This window comes from Candidatus Symbiopectobacterium sp. NZEC151 (genome assembly GCF_025962655.1).
In the GTDB taxonomy this organism is placed as follows: domain Bacteria; phylum Pseudomonadota; class Gammaproteobacteria; order Enterobacterales; family Enterobacteriaceae; genus Symbiopectobacterium.
In genome coordinates, this window is the sequence record NZ_JAGFPE010000002.1 from 468627 (window position 1) to 487079 (window position 18453).

Here is an 18453-nt window from a genome sequence, read left to right on the forward strand (position 1 = left end):
TCTGTGCTGGAATCGCTGTCAGACTTTTCACCCGGCAAGAGAGTGGCTTTTTTATGATGCAAGCGCAGCCGTTTGCGCAGCAGGTGTTGGCATGGTATGAGCGCTATGGCCGCAAGACACTGCCGTGGCAACAAGAGAAAACGCCATATACCGTCTGGCTTTCCGAGATCATGCTACAGCAGACGCAGGTCACCACGGTCATTCCTTATTTTCAACGTTTTATCGCACGCTTTCCTGATGTTCGCACCCTGGCGGCAGCCCCCTTGGATGAGGTGCTGCACCTGTGGACCGGGCTGGGTTATTACGCGCGTGCGCGCAACCTGCATAAAGCCGCGCAGACCATCATGGACCAGTATGGCGGTGAGTTTCCGACCACGTTGGAAGCCGTCTGTGCGCTGCCGGGTGTCGGGCGTTCTACCGCAGGCGCGGTACTGTCCCTTTCTCTCGGTCAGCATCACCCGATTCTTGATGGCAATGTCAAACGCGTGCTGGCACGCTGCTACGCGGTAGCTGGCTGGCCGGGTAAAAAAGAGGTTGAGCACCAGCTCTGGTCCCATAGCGAGCAGATCACGCCCGCAGTGGGCGTTAGTCAGTTTAATCAGGCGATGATGGATTTGGGCGCAATGGTGTGCACCCGCAGCCGCCCGAAATGCGAACTTTGCCCGCTGAGCAACGGTTGCATGGCTTATGCCAATCACAACTGGGCCAACTATCCGGGTAAAAAACCGAAGCAGACGTTACCGGAAAAAAGTGCCTGGTTTCTATTGCTGCAACGGGGCAATGACGTATGGCTGCAACAGCGCCCTGCGACCGGGCTGTGGGGGGGATTGTTTTGCTTTCCGCAGTTCAACACGCAGGATGATGTGGAACCTTGGCTGCAACAACGTGGTCTGAAAACCACAGACGTGCAGCAACTGGTGTCGTTTCGCCACACCTTTAGCCATTTCCATCTGGATATTGTTCCGCTCTGGCTCGCATTACCCACTGACATTCCTCGCGCTTTGCACAATGCTTGCATGGAGGAAAAAACCGGTCTCTGGTATAACTTAGCGCAACCGCCCGCCGTCGGGCTGGCTGCACCGGTGGATCGACTATTACGCATGTTAACGCAACACTCCGGCGGCAGTTTGATCTGACCCGCACGCGTTATCCAAGAGGAATCAGCATGAGCAGAAGCATTTTTTGTACTTTTTTACAACGTGAAGCCGAAGGGCAAGATTTTCAGCTTTATCCGGGAGAACTGGGCAAACGCATCTATCAGGAAATTTCGAAAGAGGCGTGGGCGCAATGGCAGACCAAGCAGACCATGCTGATCAACGAGAAAAAGCTCAACATGATGAACGTGGAGCACCGTAAACTGCTGGAACAGGAGATGGTTAAGTTCCTGTTTGAAGGGAAAGATGTGCATATTGAAGGCTTTACCCCGCCTAGCGCATAACGTCAGGGCCTTACGGCCCTATTGTCTCTTTATACTGGCACCGCGTTGCTAATGAACCGTTGATAACAAGATACTTATAACGAATCATTTATGAAGAAATTGCTAGCGTTGTTGCTCGTTGCGCCCTTGCTGATCTCCTGTTCCGGCAAGCGCGGCGATCTCAATAATGAAGAATTCATCAAGGATACCAACGCCTTTGACATTCTGATGGGGCAGTTCGCCCACAACATCGAGAATATCTGGGGCATGAACGAAGTGCTGATTGCCGGCCCGAAAGACTACGTTAAATATACCGATCAATATCAAACCCGTAGTCACATCAACTTCGATGCCGGTACGATTACCATTGAAACCATATCAGCAACCAATTACGCGCCGAGCTTGCGTCAGGCGATCATCACCACATTGCTGATGGGTGACAACGCCAGCAACACCGATCTCTATTCGGATGCCAATGACATCCAGATTAGCCGTGAGCCGATGCTATACGGCCAGGTGTTAGACAACACCGGACAACCGATTCGTTGGGAAGGCCGTGCCGCCAGCTTTGCCGATTACCTGCTGCAAAACCGCTTGCAGAAACGGACCTCCGGACTGCATGTGATCTGGTCTGTCACCTTCCAACTGGTACCAAACCACTTGGACAAGCGTGCGCATAAATACCTGCCGTTGATTCGTCAGGCCTCCGCGCGCTATGGCATCGAAGAATCGCTGATTCTGGCAATCATGCAAACCGAATCCAGCTTCAACCCTTACGCGGTGAGCCGTTCTGACGCATTGGGGCTGATGCAGGTGGTGCAGCACAGCGCCGGACGTGACGTGTTCAAGAGCAAGGGGAAATGGGGGCAGCCTAGCCGCAGCTACCTGTTCGATCCTGAGAATAACATCGACACCGGCGTGGCCTATCTGGCTATTCTGAAAAACACCTACCTGGGTGGTATCGAGAACCCAACCTCACGCCGCTATGCCGTGATTACGGCGTACAACGGTGGGGCAGGCAGCGTGCTGCGCGTATTCTCCAGCGACAAAGACAGGGCCTTTAGCCTCATCAACCAGATGTCACCGGGCGAAGTCTACGATACCTTGACCACCAAGCACCCGTCATCCGAATCGCGGCGCTATCTCTACAAGGTCAACTCGACGCAGAAAAACTATCGCCGTTAATCGGGATGTTGCACTGACCTCTGGCGTATTGGTACGCCAGAGGTACATAAGGTTAATGCCAGGCTTTATTCAGAAAATCGCTGATGGTTGCAATTATCTGATGGTGTATTTGTTCACGAGATCGCTTGTTTCCGTCAACGCAGATGATGCCCTCTCCCGGTTGCTCATGTTCGAGCAGTTCTATCGCCCCCGGCTTACACAACTGCATGAAACTAAAATGTGAAGCGTCATTCACCTCCAAATAATGGGTCTGTCGCTGGGGCATTTTCTGCGCCATAGAATAGGACTCGAGCGTGGCAGGTAACTGCGGATCCGGCTGCCCAGCACTGATAACCAATACTGGGATATTAATAGCCGACAGACTTTGCGAAGTGAAGCCACGCGCCAATCCTAAATCTAATGAGACAACAGCGGTCACACGCGCATCTCGCTCTGGTTGCCCTAACAGGGTATTCGCTTGCGCTTCTTGGGGTATCCCCATATTCTGATACACGATACAAGAAGCCAGCTCAGTATGCGTTTGACAATCGGTTTCAAACTGTTGGGTATCAAAGCGCCCTCCTGCCAGTTCCATAGCCGTCCATCCCCCGAGTGAATGCCCAATAACGGCAATCTTTCCTGACGCAATAGTCCCAACGACGTTCTGTTTGTTTTGAATGGCTGAAATCACTCGACGAACATCATCTGGCCGCAACCAAAGTTTGGCTGCAATCGCCTTATTCATCATCATTGACGTGGTACCGGGATGGTCAGTGGCAGCAACAATATAACCTTGTTGCGCCAGCGCGTGCGCCAACCAGAGTTGATTACGCCAATTGCCGCCAAACCCATGTGAGAGCGCAATAAAGGGATGCATACCGTGCGCTGGTTGAGCATTTTCTTGCACAGCGACACCGACAAAAGCCGAATTGTCCCCTACCGATTTAACCGGTATCTCACTCGGTGCAGCAGGATAAAGCACTACAACATTAAGCGCGCGTTCGGGAACATCATTTGTCAGGTTGAATTGACGAAATCCCACTTGGGGAGAAGCCAATGCCGTTGCACAGAGCAGCCCTGCTCCGAGCAAAAAACCAGTACGCCATACCATCTTTCGTTCCTCCTGTTAGAAAGCGGACAAATTGTGCCAGCAAATAGCCGAAATAAGAAAGTGAACGCCTCCAATGTGCTGTTAATTTCGATGCCAGGGCAGCGGCGCATCACTTCCCATGCAGCACAATGTCACTGCACTCCATACCATTGCACACAATCCCAACACTTTTTTTGCCAGCACAGGCGAGAAAGGGTAGCATCGCTGCCCGAAACAAACATAACAAAGGGTTATGACTGCGGAGCGAGGAGTAGCACACCGCGCACCTGCATGACCGCAACGTCATACCAAACGCCATCAGGCATGAGAGACCAGCAGGAACACAAACAGAGCATGACACACAACAACACAACAGATGTGACGCGTCAGACCAGCAAAGCGCGCTGGCTCGACTCCCACGAAAAAGGTTATCAAAAAAGCATCAGCAAACGCCACGTACAGATGATTGCCATTGGCGGCTCTATCGGTACCGGACTGTTTTTAGGCGCAGGAGCTCGCCTGCAACTGGCAGGCCCTTCACTGGCGCTGGTGTACCTGACCTGCGGTATCTTCTCTTTCTTTATCTTGCGTGCACTCGGTGAGTTGATTGTTCATCGCCCCTCCAGCGGCAGTTTTGTCTCTTATGCGCGAGAATTTCTCGGCGAAAAAGGCTCGTATCTGGCGGGCTGGATGTACTTCCTTAACTGGGCGATGACCGGCATTGTGGATATCACGGCGGTTGCGCTCTATATGCACTACTGGGGAACGTTTGCCGATGTGCCGCAGTGGGTGCTGGCTTTGGGTGCGCTCTCCATTGTTACTACCATGAACCTGATTGGCGTGAAATGGTTCGCCGAGATGGAATTCTGGTTTGCCTTGATCAAGGTAGCGGCCATTTCGCTGTTTCTGATTGTCGGGACGGTGTTTCTGGCAAGCGGTCACCCTGTCGCGGGCAACCCAACCGGTTTTCATCTGATCAGTGATAACGGCGGCCTGTTCCCCCACGGATTATTGCCCGCATTGGTGCTGGTTCAGGGCGTGATCTTTGCCTTCGCCGGTATCGAAATCATCGGCACTGCCGCCGGTGAAGCCAAAGACGCCCGGCGCATTCTGCCTAAAGCCGTTAACAGCGTTATCTGGCGTATCGCCCTGTTTTACGTGGGCTCTATTGTGTTGCTAGTGTGTCTGCTGCCGTGGAACGCCTATCAGGCCGGGCAAAGCCCATTTGTCACCTTCTTTAGCAAGCTGGGCGTGCCCTACATGGGTGATGTGATGAACGTGGTGGTGCTTACCGCAGCATTATCCAGCCTGAATTCCGGCCTCTACTCGACCGGACGCATTCTGCGCTCACTGTCACAGGGTGGCTCAGCGCCGCACTTCCTGTCGAAAATGAGCGCGCAGTCGGTTCCCTATACCGGCATTATGGTGACGGTGGCGATCCATATCGTTGGGGTATTCCTTAACTATATTGTGCCGTCACAGGTGTTTGAGATTGTGCTGAATATGGCCTCTATCGGCATCATCTGTTCCTGGGCATTCATTATTTTATGCCAGATGAAGCTGCGTCAGGCCATCAAACAGGGTAAAGCTGAGCCGGTTTCATTCAAGATGCCCGGCGCACCGTTTACCTCCTGGATGACGCTAGTGTTCTTGCTGGGCGTGGTGGTGCTGATGGCGTTTGACTACCCGAACGGCACCTGGACCATTGCTTCCACTCCGGTGCTGGCTATCTTGCTGATTGTGGGATGGTACGGGCTGAAAAAGCGTCGCGCTGCGGCTAATGGCGAAATCGCGGCAACACCCGCGTCTGCAACCGAATAAAAAAAACGGCGCGAGGGTTTACCCCTCGCGCCACTAATACCATTAATAACAATTATTCCTGAATCACATGGGCGCACAGGCGCTTAGCGCCATCTTCCTGCTCAACGCTGTAGACACCTTGCAACTCCGGTGAGAAGCCCGGCATCCGGTTAATGCCTTCTTCTAACGCCAGGAAGTAGCGCAGCACCGCCCCGCCCCAAATTTCTCCCGGCACCACACACAGCACGCCCGGCGGATAAGGAAGCGCACCCTCTGCCGCGACACGACCTTCAGCCTCGGCCAGTGGGATCAAATCCACATCCCCGCGCACAAAGGCATTGTTTGCCGCCTGCGGCAGCATCACGGCACGCGGCAATGTCGCTTTGCGGAACATGGCTTTTTGCAAATATTGCACGTTATGGCTTACATAGAAGTTATGCATTTCCTGACACAGTTGGCGCAGCGTATAGCCGGAGTAGCGCTGTTCGTATTTGTGATAGAGATTCGGCAGCACCTCGCTTAACGGTGCATCGCGTGCAATCAGCGTCTCAAAACGCACCAGCGCCTCCACCAGATGCGACAGCTTGGCGCTGTCTTCCGCAGGCGTCAGCAGAAACAGGATCGAGTTAAGATCGCTTTTCTCCGGGATGATGCCATGCTCACGCAGGTAGTTGGCCAAAATGGTGGCTGGAATGCCGAAATCGGTATATTCACCGCTGCTGGCATCAATACCCGGTGTAGTCAGCAACAGTTTGCACGGATCGATAACGTACTGGCCTTGCGCATATCCCTCAAAGGCATGCCACGCTGCTCCGGGCTCGAAATTGAAGAAACGGACATCCTGCGCAATGTCGTCCGTGGCGTGATCCTGCCACGGCACACCGTCGATCAGATCCGGAACAAAGGGTTTGATCAACGAACAGCGAGCCAGCAGTTGCTTACGAGTATCGATGCCCTGCTTGACGCATTCGAGCCACAAGCGACGACCACTGCTGCCTTCGTGCATTTTTGCATTAACATCGAGCGCGGCAAACAGCGGATAAAAAGGGCTGGTCGAAGCATGCAGCATAAAAGCGTGGTTAAAGCGCTTATGGTTGCAAAACCGCTTTTGTCCTTTGATATGCGTGTCTTTTTTGTGGATCTGAGAGGTTTGCGAAAAGCCCGCCTGCTGCTTGTGAACCGATTGGGTAACAAAGATGCCCGGATCGTTCTCATTCAACTCCAGCAACAGCGGCGAGCACTGTTCCATCATCGGGATAAACTGCTCGTAGCCCACCCAGGCAGAGTCAAACAGAATGTAATCACACAGATGGCCGATGCTATCCACCACCTGACGCGCGTTGTAAATGGTGCCATCGTAAGTGCCGAGCTGGATCACCGCCAGCCGGAACGGACGCGGTGCATCCGCGCGATGCGGAGCCTCTTCCCGAATCAAACCGCGCAGATAAGCTTCATCAAAACAATGCGCATCCACCCCGCCAATAAAGCCAAACGGATTTCGTGCCGTCTCGAGGTAGATTGGCGTTGCACCGGCTTGAATCAACGCGCCATGGTGGTTGGATTTATGGTTATTGCGATCGAACAACACCAAATCGCCCGGCGTCAGCAACGCGTTGGTCACCACTTTATTGGCTGACGAGGTGCCGTTGAGTACAAAGTAGGTTTTGTCGGCATTAAACACTTTGGCCGCAAACTTCTGCGCTTTTTTCGCCGCCCCTTCGTGAATCAGCAGATCGCCCAGTTTCACATCCGCATTGCAGATATCGGACCGGAAGAGCGTTTCGCCATAGAACTCAAAGAATTGGCGTCCGGTGGGGTGCTTGCGAAAAAATTGGCCGCCCTGATGCCCCGGGCAGGCGAAGGTGGAATTGCGCATGCCGACATATTTGGACAACGTATCGAAAAACGGCGGCAATAGCCCTGACTGGTAATCCGCGGCGGCTTTCTCCAGCAGCGGAGCATGCTCACCCGCACCGTCCACGCGCAACCAGTTGCTGCCAGGCGGCAACGCTTCCTGTGCTGAATACCAAGGCTCGTTCACCACGAACGCCGGAATGCCGAAACCGGTGTGCTGCAACAGCGACAACACTCCACATCGCGCCTCGTCAAGAGAAACGACTACGGCTGCCACATCAGTAAAGTCGGTTTGACTCAGGGAGACAATTTCTCGCTGGGTATGAAGACGGCCCGCAACCGTCGCGTTCGCTGCAATTTTTAACTGTTTCATGTAACCAAACCCAAACGCTTAAGGATGAGTAGTGGCGCAAAGGCACCGTGTAAAGCGTCATCACTGTCAGGCCTAGATGGCATATCCGCATAGTAAAACAGATATACATTAATCTTATGACAAGACCAGACGGTGCGACTGACAAATACCGCTTTTTGCCTATACGGCTTAACACGTAAGGAGAAACTGGATCCAGCCCCGTCCGATAGACATCAGTAAAATCAGAGCGATGCGCTGTTCTTACTCATGCCTAACAGTGAGCATTTGAACGCCTCACCGCATGGTGAAGGAGGATAATCGCGAGAATGCAGACAAGCGGAAACCGAACCCACAGGCAGGTATCATCGACAGCCCGGCGCGTACAGCCTGCACCTTGCACAATGAATCTGACATAGTGGCGCCCTCTTTAACCGCTCGTGAATGGGGAGTAAAAAACGGCGTCATAGTGGCACGGTTTTTTTGCAAACACAATACGCCCAACAGCGATTGCGCCGAATAAGAAAACGTTTGCCTGGCAGGTTATCAACCCCAGAAAACCATTTTTGCTGCAAAAACGCACGTTACTGCTCGAATTCACAGCATTCGTACGGGAATGTGATATAAACTCATTGACGGCAATGACCCAATACGGTTTAATGCGCCCCGTTGCCCGGATAGCTCAGTCGGTAGAGCAGGGGATTGAAAATCCCCGTGTCCTTGGTTCGATTCCGAGTCCGGGCACCACTTCTCCTTTTTTATGCCTCCCTATGCGTTCCTATAAATCCCTATGTGTTTGTAATGTAACCAAAGTGGCATAAAAATCTTTCCCGATGCATTCTTAGTTATCCCTAGGTATCCGGAAAAAAGTGGGTCAAATTACGGGTCATTCAGTTCGATGAACGGAGTGACCCGCCCATGTTAACTGATAGCAAGATCCGCTCAGCCAAAAACCTAGAAAAATCATACAAGCTCACTGATTCGTTAGGGCTTTATCTAACGATATCTACTCATGGTGCTAAGCGGTGGTATTTCCGCTACACCTTCGACCGTAAAGAGAACCGCCTCGCCCTTGGCGCTTACCCGTTGATCTCATTAGCAGCAGCCCGTGAAAAGCGCGATGCGGCGCGTAAGTTGCTGGCATCCGGTGTCTGCCCTTCGCTGTCTCGCAAGGCAGAAAAATCCGCAGTGGATGAATCAAGAACATTTCGCTATATCGCCACTGGCTGGCATTCCAGCAGTCGTAAACTCTGGTCGGACACGCACGCCGATAAAATCCTTACCTGCCTGAAACGCTACGTTTTTCCTGCTATTGGCGCGATGGATATCGCTCTTGATGTTTTTCGAGTTTATTCGTTTTATGGGGGACTTAAACGATTAGAGTTGAATGCTGGCTAATTACTGAACAGCTACGTGGAGTATGTACTCAACGCATGCATAATGGAGGAGTACTGTCATGAAACGCTGCGTCAGCGTTGCCTGGGACAAAGACAATTATCAGGTTCTGAGTGCTTCTGGGGTCAATATTTCAAGGCTGGAGAATGATGTCATTGGCAAAGAAACCCGCCGCATAAAAGTTGAACAGTGTCTCCTGATTAAGCTTATCGTCAAATATCTCCAATATTCTCAATGCTAGTCCTCCGTTCTCCTCGCGCAATACTCAACGCCATCAGCCCCATTAACAGACTGCTTAGAACTAATACCAAGCTCAGACGTTGTGTTAAACCGGCCAGCACCAAGCCACCACCTAACATCGTGTAATACATCAGGCCCAGAATGGCTCCCGCCGTTCCGGCACCATCCTTATAACGACGCAGCGCCCGAGCCAGAATATTGGGTATCGCAATACCATAGGCCATGACAACTGGTATCATCGCCAATACAAACCACAACGAATTTTCCATTACCCACATTAATACTCCGCCCAAGCCCCCTAACCCACAAGCTAGCATCAATAGCGATATAAACATCCAGTTTCTCGCAACTAAAACCTTATTAATTACCGCACCTATGCCCACGCCAAAAGCCAAGACCATGCCGGTATAACCGAACCACTGCTGTGGAATAGCCAGTGCTTCAAAGTGAAAGGGAGCAAGCTGATAATAGCCAAACATGCAAATATTGAGCAATGCGATCAGCACAGCGCTACGCCAGATATCACCGTCTTTTAACATGCATCTGAAAGTACGAAAAAAGGGACTCTGTACTCTCTGTAGAGGACGGGTTTCTGGCAATTGCCATGCTGCGTAGCTGAGAAGTGTGGCAGCTAACACAGCAAGGCCGGAGAATACCCCTTGGAACCCCCAGTAATGCGTCAGCACTGTGCCACTCAATACTCCCACTGCCGGACTGATCGCCATTGCTATTCCCATCAGAGAAAACACCTGCGCCAGTTCTTTTCCGTTAAAACAATCTCGTATCGCTGTTTGCGTTCCTACTGATCCAACTGCTGCACCAAAAGCCGCGACAACGCGCGCGCTCAGCAATACAGTAAAGGAATGACTTAGCACGGCGACAATTGAAGCAAGCAGGTATATCCCAAGACCCAATAAAATTACCGGTCGCCTCCCCATCACATCGCATAACCGCCCCCAAACCACCACGCCAAGTGCAAAAGAAAAAAAATAACTGGATAACGTTTGTGCTGCGACTTCCGCTGTGACATGAAAGCCATCGGCAATATGCGTCAAAGCTGGACTGTATATGGTTTCTACCACCTGAGGAAACATCATCATCGACGTTGCCAAAGTCAGAGTTAGTTTTCGTTGCATAACCATCTATATTGCCATTGTGTTAATTTTTTTAAAAATAACATAATATTGTTTTGCCTATTACTATATAGAAGACATAAAACTTACAGAATCGGACAATTTATGGCATGGATACCCGCAGATTCCGCATTTAATCCTGATGAGCATGACAATGATGTCGTAGGTATAGCGTCTGAGCTGACCCAACATGATTCAGGTAATCATTATCATAAAAAGGGACAATTACTGTTTAGCCAACAAGGATGTATGCGCATTACGCTTAACAACAGTATTTGCCTGTTGCCGCCAGGGCGTATTGCCTGGATTCCCCCAGGAGTTGTGCACCGTGTTCAAATTCGTGGTGTTGTGGGGTATCGTTCCATCTATGTTGATAACCAACGCCATCCTGTATTCAGCCCTGATGTAGAAGTATTGAACGTGACAGCACTATTACGTGAAACAGTAGAGCGTATTGCTTTTGCAGATTTTTCAATGAACTGGCGATACGGCGCAGCAGCCCATATTTGGGCTGTGTGTAAGGATGAAATTAATAGTACCCAACGCGAACCAACAATTCTGCCACTACCAAAAGATCGACGTTTACGTTGTTTGAGTGATATGGAAATGCCACCACCACTACAAATGCTAGCCGTTAACACTGGAGCAACCGCAAAAACTATCAGTCGCATTATGATGAAAGAAACAGGGCTCAACTACCAGCAATGGCGCCAACAATGGCGACTATTTAAGGCGATTGAATTATTAGCCGAAGCACAACCGATTTCTGAAGTGGCTAGTTTTCTAGCATTTTCCAGTGATAGTGCTTTCACCACCTTTTTTAAGAATATGACTGGGAGTACTCCTCGCACCTATATGGGGCAAAGGAGATGACCATATAAAAAGACTTACCCCATCATCAATATACTTATCGTGAGCAGAAGTATCTCTGGGAGATACTGGGGTTATTACCCTTTTTTATTTCGATGCCACATTATTTTCTTCCTCTAATCTAGTCAGAGTATCGATAACATTCGCGTGTTTTGAGATAGAATCCCAAGCCCCATGAGCGACAATCTTTCCTTTATCTATGACAATAACTTTATCAAACCGATTCAAAATACTCAGATCATGGGTAACGCAAATCACAGCATATTGTTTGAGATGTTGCATGAGAAAATGCCATATTCCTTCAGCCCCTTTGGTATCCACAGATGATGTCGGCTCATCGAAGAAATTGAACTTCCCTGGATTGCAAAGGATACGTAAAATAGAAAGTTTTTTACTTTCCCCTCCAGAAATCCCATTAGCGTCATGATCAATAACTTTATCTCCACTCCAAATATATTCAATAGAAAGAGAACTAAAATAGTCCTTAACATTCGTTGGTAATACCTTACCAAAAAACACCGCATCTTTGACAGGTCCAACAGTGAACTTGGGTTGTTGAGGAGCATAGCGAATAACAGACAAATGGTCTTCCTCTACAATATCATCGAGTAATATCTCATCGAGAAAAACCTTAACACCTTCTTTATTTTTATCAACCCCAACAATTAATTCTAAAAAGGTTGTTTTCCCAGAACCACTGGGGCCAATAATGGCTATTTTATCCTTTGAGTTTATGACAACGTCATCCTCAATCGTTAATACCACCTCTCCATATCTACTATAAATAAAAGATTTAACAACAATAGAGTGACCACTCTTATTTAAATCGATTCTTCTTTTTTTATCTCCTTTAAAAGTTCTGAATGATAATATTTTTTCGAAGCTCTTTTTATCAGAAAAAAACTGATCACCCACTCTATATGATTCAGCAATTGAAAAAACATCATTCAATAGCATCGTTGATAGTGTGAACAATGATACAAACTCTCCAGCAGTTATCGATTCAGATAAAAAATAGCCACTCATGATGCCATATACAATGATGGCAGAAGTCGTAATGGTAAGAAACAATATTTTTGCTGATACTAAAAGAGAACCTGAAAAGCTAACCCTGATAGCACTTTTCGCATATTCTTCCAACATGGCGTTTAAGGGTTTTAGCGCAGAATCGTACGCTTGTTCAAGTTTAATGCTTTTTGCCGCCAATAACGTATTGGATAGTACGCCTGTTTGTTCATCCTCTATCTCATTGAGCTGATCTATATGACTCCTTCTCCACTTTATTATTTTATGCGTGATATATAAATATATTGATGAAAAAGAAAAGATGAAAATTAAAAAGTAAAGATTGGAAATTTTTATCAACCAAGCGCTTAGAATGATGAGTTCGATGATCAACGGTAATAACACACTAAAGAAATATGTTATGATTTTTTCGTAAGCGAGAATACCTCTTTCGATTGATTTTATTAATTTCCCTATATTCAGAGAGCTAAAAATCTCAAAGTCCTTTTTAAAAATTTCCCCTATCCAATTTATAGAGAAAAAACAAAGCGTATTCTGTACAAATCTTGTCAGAAAGGTTATTTGCAAAGGAGAAAAAACCGCATTAAAAAACCCTATAAAAGCAAAAAGAACAAGATATTGTGCTAATGTATGATATCCATTCTCATGCCCTATAAAGGTAAATTCATCCACAATTCTCCCTAAAATAATAGCGGGCAGTGTTGATGAGATCTTCACTAGCAAGATGAGAGCCAACACCATGATAAATCTGATTTTTTGTTTTTTTATCGCCGTAACAAGATCATTCACTGAAGTTATCCCTTTACTCACTTATTAACAATTCTCAATTATGCAAATAGCATTTATGCTTATCCCTCTCGTATCTTCGAAAATTAACTCAGATCTTTTCTTCCCATTATAAACACCTTCCCTTATTATTCTAACATTGGTAAATACCTGCAATTTAATCGCTCATTAACACTTGTCCTTTTTTTGCAGCAAGTCAATAGAATATATAGTCATTCCAGTATTATCATTTGCATATATGTAAAACACATATGCATGTCACTGTTCGCTTGATTCAGATCATGGCTATATAATTAAGTTAAAATTATATGAAATAAAAATTCATTGTTGTTGTATGTATCAGGTATTGCCCTCACTAATTTTACTCAGTAATAGTGAGGACAACGCCCGGTCGGAGAACTCACACCCGATCAGTTAGCCGTTGCCAGATAGTACTTCTTTATTGGGCCCCTTCCCTCCTTTAATGACTTATTTTAAGGAAGGCTATCTCTGCATTATCCATTAAGCAACCCTTTCAGCAATTCCCGGCTCTGCCCCAAAGCGTCAACCTGACAATCGATCAACACGAGCTGTTCCCGTATTTTGATTTTCAAGGTGTCACAGGGAGTAGCGCCCGCACGCACTTCAGCGCACCAGGAATACAGAGTCTGTCGACTTTGATGGCTGTGCCGAGCTATGGTGGGACGATATGGAGTCGCATCTTGCAGCCCGGAAAACAGAGAACGGCTTACGCGCGCTTCAGGAGCTTATTGAGGATGAGCGTAAATTCGTAGATTTAGCACATTCACAACTCTGGTATGGCGAAGAACGGTGTGTGATTGCCGGGTAAAAACCCCATGAATGAAGATAACAACTTGTTATTTCCGCTTAGCCTTCCGTGGACTATGCTTAGCGCTATCATCAGAAAAGGAAAGCACAGCATGCAATTTATTACGAGTAAAGAACAGGACGATAAGAAAGAAGCGGACTCCGCCAATACAAGCACCCTCATGCAGCAAAAGCTGCTGGATGCGCGCTCGATCATTATCTCCGGTGAAGTGAATCAGGCGCTGACCGAGAAGGTCGTTACCCAGCTTCTGCTGTTGCAAAGCATCAGCGATGCGCCAATAAAAATCTATATTAACAGTCAGGGGGGTCACGTTGAGGCGGCAGACACCATCCATGACATGATTAAGTTTATCAAACCGGAAGTCCATATTATTGGCACCGGCTGGGTTGCCAGCGCCGGCACCACCATTTTCCTTGCGGCTAAAAAAGAGCACCGTTACGCGCTGCCGAATACCCGCTTTATGATCCACCAGCCTTTGGGCGGCGTGCGCGGTCAGGCTAGCGATATTGAAATCGAAGCCAAAGAAATCATCAGGATGCTCGATCGCGTCAACCATCTGATTGCCGATGCCACCGGCCAGCCCGTCGAGAAAGTGAAACAGGATACCGATCGCAATTACTGGATGAACACCCAAGAAGCGATCGATTACGGAATTATTTCCCGCGTGGTCAAAACCTACGGCGAGCTAAATCTGGATTAAGCCTTTGTTTATTTCTGGAGGATTCAGTCGCGATCGTCGACCAACACTGAATCCCCAGAAGCCGCATTAACGACAAGAAGCGACGGTAGAAAACGTTGCTTTGATTTCAGACAACGGAGGCATAGTAGGATTCGCCTCTTTGTATACGCCGCTATCAAACCAATCATCGACTTCGCCAAGCGCGATGGGTTTATCCGTCCACCAGGGCTTAAAAACGCCACTTATCAGTTTCATGGTGATGCTTTCTGGCGTGGTGGCAGTAATCTGCCAGCAACCGTCACCTTCCCCTTCAGCCGCTCCCGACAGAAAGCGGTTTGATTTTTCATCCCAACGGTGAGTTTGGCGGACAAAATCACCCACTTGCCAGTCGGTTGCCGCCTGAGCGGGAAATTGACAAAACAGCAAAATAGCGCCAGTGATAAAACCTGCTTTAAACATCTGGTTATCCCTCTCCACAATGAAAGTGCCATCAACCCTTAAAGCACCCTACTGATGCTTTGGACTGCCCCTATGCCGATAACCGGGATAGTAGCGTCCACGATAAGGTATTACTACCACGCAACCGGTTTACTGGCGGCAACCATCGTCCCCCTTACCCCCGATTCGCCCTACTACAGCCATTTGGCATCTTGCGTGAAGGAGATGGTCAACCAACGATGGGGGCCATCTTCGCCGATGGATTGCGCAATGTCATCGCGAATCTTATCAAATTTTCGCACACCGCTGTTTGCCATACTCTCGGGAATGACAATATGGATTTCAACAAATAAGCCACGCCCGATACGCGTCGCATAGTTTGAATAATCCAGAAAACCATATTCCAGCGTTAACTGTGCCATGATAGATTCAATTTTACAGTCGAGGCTGTCCGGCGTCATTTGTAGAATTTCCCGAACGGCGGACAGAACCGTTTTCACCGGGACGGGAATTAATAGTAAGGTCAGAACCGCCAGTGCGAGAGGATCGGCATAAACAGTAAGGTATTCGTAGCGAGTGCCCTCCATCAACCAGGAAATTATAAAAGCAAATAACAAAGCGCTACTGATACAGGCAGACATTAGCCAGCTTTTAGTATCCAGCGCGATCAGTTCTGATTTGATTTTTTTGTTCAGTCGACGCTGTGTGAAGTAGAGCACAAAACAAAAGGTGCTGATAGTAATCGCATAAGCGATAGCCCAGCCAAGTTCTAATTCTCGCCCGCCGTCGATGATCCCTTTGATGGCATTAACAAAGGCATATAAACACAGAATAACCAACAGGCAACCATTAAATGCCAGAACCATCGGTTCAACATGCCAGAACCCGAATTGGAATCGACGACTATGGGGCTGCCCCAGCAGTCGAGAGACTAATAAAGAGAGCGAACACATTCCGGCATCCAGGATGGAAAACATGCCGTCAAAAATAATCGATATTGATCCGCAAACCAGGCCAACAACGATCCCCGCACTTGCAATAAAAAAGGTGCATAAAATTGAACGTTTAAGGACTTTCTGCTCTATCTCGGTGCTGTGTGACGCATGATTTTTGGGGGGAGTTGCCGTTATCATTGTCATAGTCTTATCCACAAATGAGCGTTGCGATGGAAAACCAGAACGTGACTCACCGTCAAGTATACAACACTCTCTTTTGGCTCGATGTTTGGGCCGCTAGCCCCCTAACATTGCAGGAGATATAACGATAATCATGGCAAAAATAACCGTTTCGATGGTCGAAGAGATTTTACATCTCATCGGTGGAAGAGAGAATATCATTCTCTGCGGTAACTGCATGACCCGGCTGCGACTTACGTTAAAGGATCGCCAATTAATCGCGCTAGACGCGCTGAAAAAAATACCTGGCGTCCTGGGAGTGGTAAATGGCGACGATCAGTTGCAGGTCATTCTTGGCCCCGGTAAAGCGCAAACCGCCAGTGAGATGATGAATGCGCTACTGATTACCCCTTCCCCAGCGGCAGCCACGGGTGAAACAGCGCCCGATTTACGTCAATTGGCAAGCCAAAACAAACAGCAGATAAAAGCCAAGCAGAAAAGCGCAGTACACAACTTTCTGACCAAGTTTGCCACGATTTTCACACCGCTTATTCCAGGCTTTATTGCGGCAGGTTTATTACTGGGAATTGCCACCTTATTACAGCAAACGCTGGTAGTAGAAGGTGTCGCACAGGCCGCCTGGTTAAAAAGCCTGATTGCTTACATGAAAGTGTTTAGCATTGGTTTGTTTACTTTCCTTAGCATCCTGATTGGTTTTAATACCCAGAAGGCTTTTGGCGGAACGGGGGTCAATGGTGCAATCATTGCTTCCCTGTTTATCTTGCGCTACGTGCCGGAAGGTACTACCGGCTATTACGCCGGGATGTCGAACTTTTTTGGTCTGGCTATCGACCCGCGCGGAAATATTATCGGCGTATTACTGGCGTGTATGCTGGGTGCCTGGGTAGAAAAGCAGGTGCGCCGCATCATGCCTGACAACCTTGATATGATCCTCACCGCCACCCTAACGTTGCTGATTACCGGCGCGGTGACCTTTGTCGTTATCATGCCCATCGGTGGCGAACTGTTTAAAGGCATGTCATGGCTGTTCCTGCACTTAAACGGCAACCCGTTTGGCAGCGCCATTTTGGCAGGCTTATTTCTGATTGCGGTGGTTTTCGGCATCCACCAGGGTTTTGTGCCGGTCTATTTCGCGTTAATGGATGCACAAGGCTTCAACTCCCTGTTTCCCATTCTCGCCATGGCAGGCGCCGGGCAAGTCGGGGCAGCGCTGGCCCTTTTTGTTCGCGCTGATAAAGGTTCTCTGTTACGTACGCAAATCAAAGGGGCCATTTTCCCAGGTCTGTTGGGCATTGGTGAACCGCTGATTTATGGCGTTACGCTGCCACGTCTGAAACCTTTTGTGACCGCCTGTTGCGGTGGTGCCATGGGCGGTTTCTTTATTGGTACGGTGGCCTGGATGGGATTGCCGATCGGCCTGAATACGGTGTTCGGCCCCTCCGGTTTGGTCTCCATCCCGTTGATGACATCGGCACAGGGCATTTTTGTCGGCATGGCCGTTTATATTGCTGGCCTTATCATCTCTTATATTACTGGGTTTATTTTAACCTGGTTATTCGCCAGCAAGAATGTTGATTTAACCTGATGCGTTATCTGCCCCTCTCTTCGCTCAACAGTTATTGTCGGGAGAGGGGTATTGTACTATCATGAAAGTACAAACAATTAAAAAGCCTGCTATCGCCCTCCTCTCCTCATTATCTGACGTCTTTTGAGAACTCGAGACTAGCGATCTTATTTTTCGGCCAAACAACATTATGAAATAATTAGCACTCTAAATTATTAATTTAACTTAATGATTGTCAAAGCTGAATCGATTCATTTTTATTTTCTTGATAGAAAAAACCGATCGAATAAGAAAAATTAAACGGTTTAACGATCGTTTTTTTTCGATCGATCTTGTGTTTATAATAGCGTGAGACTATACAACACTCCGTGCTTCGCTTTGATATCTGGATAATGTCAACAAGCGCAAAAATCAACATTAAATTAACATATAGCTAAATGCAGTAAGGTGATAAGTGGTTCAAAACCGTATTCATCTTAGATGGAAAAAATGTTTTCCGGCTTATAGCCAAACAGATTTCTTATACTAGTGTCTTGCTACATGCATCGGTAATCAGGAATTTGCGAACATCCAGGGAACCTATTGTAATTAAATGAAACATTATCCACCTCGCAAGGAATTTATGGGTAATCTGTCAGATAATCATCGTAGGAAAACACGTTATTAAATAAATAGAACAGATG

At 48.1% G+C, this 18453-nt stretch carries 14 protein-coding genes, 1 tRNA gene and 2 pseudogenes; 11 read left to right on the forward strand and 6 right to left on the reverse strand.

What is annotated here, in order from left to right:
• The first annotated feature begins 53 nt into the window (after positions 1-53).
• From mutY to mltC, 3 genes are all read left to right on the forward strand, one after another.
• Positions 54-1136, forward strand: a complete 1083-nt coding sequence (gene mutY, locus J5067_RS10180; RefSeq protein ID WP_264651040.1) for an A/G-specific adenine glycosylase — start codon at positions 54-56, stop codon at positions 1134-1136.
• A 29-nt stretch (positions 1137-1165) separates the two neighbouring features.
• Positions 1166-1438: an oxidative damage protection protein gene (locus J5067_RS10185; RefSeq protein ID WP_264644331.1), complete on the forward strand. Its 273-nt coding sequence runs from the start codon at positions 1166-1168 to the stop codon at positions 1436-1438.
• Between the two features lie 90 nt (positions 1439-1528).
• Positions 1529-2602: a membrane-bound lytic murein transglycosylase MltC gene (gene mltC / locus J5067_RS10190; RefSeq protein ID WP_264644330.1), complete on the forward strand. Its 1074-nt coding sequence runs from the start codon at positions 1529-1531 to the stop codon at positions 2600-2602.
• Positions 2603-2654: 52 nt separating this feature from the next.
• Here mltC and J5067_RS10195 read toward each other — a convergent pair whose 3' ends face one another.
• A complete protein-coding gene (locus J5067_RS10195; RefSeq protein WP_264651041.1) occupies positions 2655-3692 on the reverse strand; it encodes an alpha/beta fold hydrolase in 1038 nt (345 codons plus the stop codon).
• 333 nt (positions 3693-4025) lie between these two features.
• On the opposite strand from J5067_RS10195, the gene ansP reads away from it, so the two are divergent.
• Positions 4026-5492 carry an L-asparagine permease gene (ansP, locus tag J5067_RS10200; protein ID WP_264644328.1) on the forward strand — a complete coding sequence of 489 codons (1467 nt, stop codon included), beginning with the start codon at positions 4026-4028 and terminating at the stop codon, positions 5490-5492.
• A gap of 52 nt (positions 5493-5544) precedes the next feature.
• Here the strand turns inward: ansP and J5067_RS10205 are convergent, their stop codons facing one another.
• Positions 5545-7698 carry an ornithine decarboxylase gene (locus J5067_RS10205; protein ID WP_264651042.1) on the reverse strand — a complete coding sequence of 718 codons (2154 nt, stop codon included), beginning with the start codon at positions 7696-7698 and terminating at the stop codon, positions 5545-5547.
• A gap of 647 nt (positions 7699-8345) precedes the next feature.
• Here J5067_RS10205 and J5067_RS10210 point away from each other — a divergent pair.
• The 3 genes and pseudogenes from J5067_RS10210 to J5067_RS23290 all read left to right on the forward strand — a co-directional run bounded on the left by J5067_RS10210 (position 8346) and on the right by J5067_RS23290 (position 9310).
• Positions 8346-8421: transfer RNA gene (locus J5067_RS10210), tRNA-Phe, on the forward strand.
• 171 nt (positions 8422-8592) lie between these two features.
• Positions 8593-9003, forward strand: a pseudogene (locus tag J5067_RS10215) (tyrosine-type recombinase/integrase); the annotation flags it as partial.
• Between the two features lie 127 nt (positions 9004-9130).
• Complete coding sequence (locus J5067_RS23290) at positions 9131-9310, forward strand: type II toxin-antitoxin system CcdA family antitoxin (protein ID WP_369076101.1); 180 nt, start codon at positions 9131-9133, stop codon at positions 9308-9310.
• On the opposite strand, the gene J5067_RS10220 is transcribed toward J5067_RS23290, so the two are convergent.
• Positions 9282-10445: an MFS transporter gene (locus J5067_RS10220; RefSeq protein ID WP_264651107.1), complete on the reverse strand. Its 1164-nt coding sequence runs from the start codon at positions 10443-10445 to the stop codon at positions 9282-9284. The genes J5067_RS23290 and J5067_RS10220 overlap by 29 nt on opposite strands.
• Positions 10446-10547: 102 nt before the next feature.
• On the opposite strand from J5067_RS10220, the gene J5067_RS10225 reads away from it, so the two are divergent.
• Entirely contained in the window at positions 10548-11315 is a 768-nt protein-coding gene (locus J5067_RS10225; RefSeq protein WP_264651043.1) for a helix-turn-helix domain-containing protein, read from the forward strand.
• A gap of 84 nt (positions 11316-11399) precedes the next feature.
• Here the strand turns inward: J5067_RS10225 and J5067_RS10230 are convergent, their stop codons facing one another.
• Entirely contained in the window at positions 11400-13127 is a 1728-nt protein-coding gene (locus tag J5067_RS10230; RefSeq protein WP_264627559.1) for an ABC transporter ATP-binding protein, read from the reverse strand.
• A 670-nt stretch (positions 13128-13797) separates the two neighbouring features.
• Between J5067_RS10230 and J5067_RS10235 the strand changes: the two are divergent.
• Positions 13798-13953, forward strand: a pseudogene (locus J5067_RS10235) (ethyl tert-butyl ether degradation protein EthD); the annotation flags it as partial.
• 91 nt (positions 13954-14044) lie between these two features.
• Positions 14045-14653 (forward strand): ATP-dependent Clp protease proteolytic subunit, encoded by a 609-nt coding sequence (locus J5067_RS10240; RefSeq protein WP_264627558.1) that lies wholly within the window; start codon positions 14045-14047, stop codon positions 14651-14653.
• Between the two features lie 66 nt (positions 14654-14719).
• On the opposite strand, the gene J5067_RS10245 is transcribed toward J5067_RS10240, so the two are convergent.
• On the reverse strand, positions 14720-15091 hold the full coding sequence (locus tag J5067_RS10245) for a hypothetical protein (RefSeq protein WP_264627557.1): 372 nt from the start codon (positions 15089-15091) through the stop codon (positions 14720-14722).
• A 173-nt stretch (positions 15092-15264) separates the two neighbouring features.
• A complete protein-coding gene (locus tag J5067_RS10250; protein ID WP_264627560.1) occupies positions 15265-16203 on the reverse strand; it encodes a cation diffusion facilitator family transporter in 939 nt (312 codons plus the stop codon).
• Between the two features lie 136 nt (positions 16204-16339).
• On the opposite strand from J5067_RS10250, the gene murP reads away from it, so the two are divergent.
• Positions 16340-17791, forward strand: a complete 1452-nt coding sequence (gene murP / locus J5067_RS10255; protein ID WP_264651044.1) for a PTS N-acetylmuramic acid transporter subunit IIBC — start codon at positions 16340-16342, stop codon at positions 17789-17791.
• Positions 17792-18453: the final 662 nt, after the last annotated feature.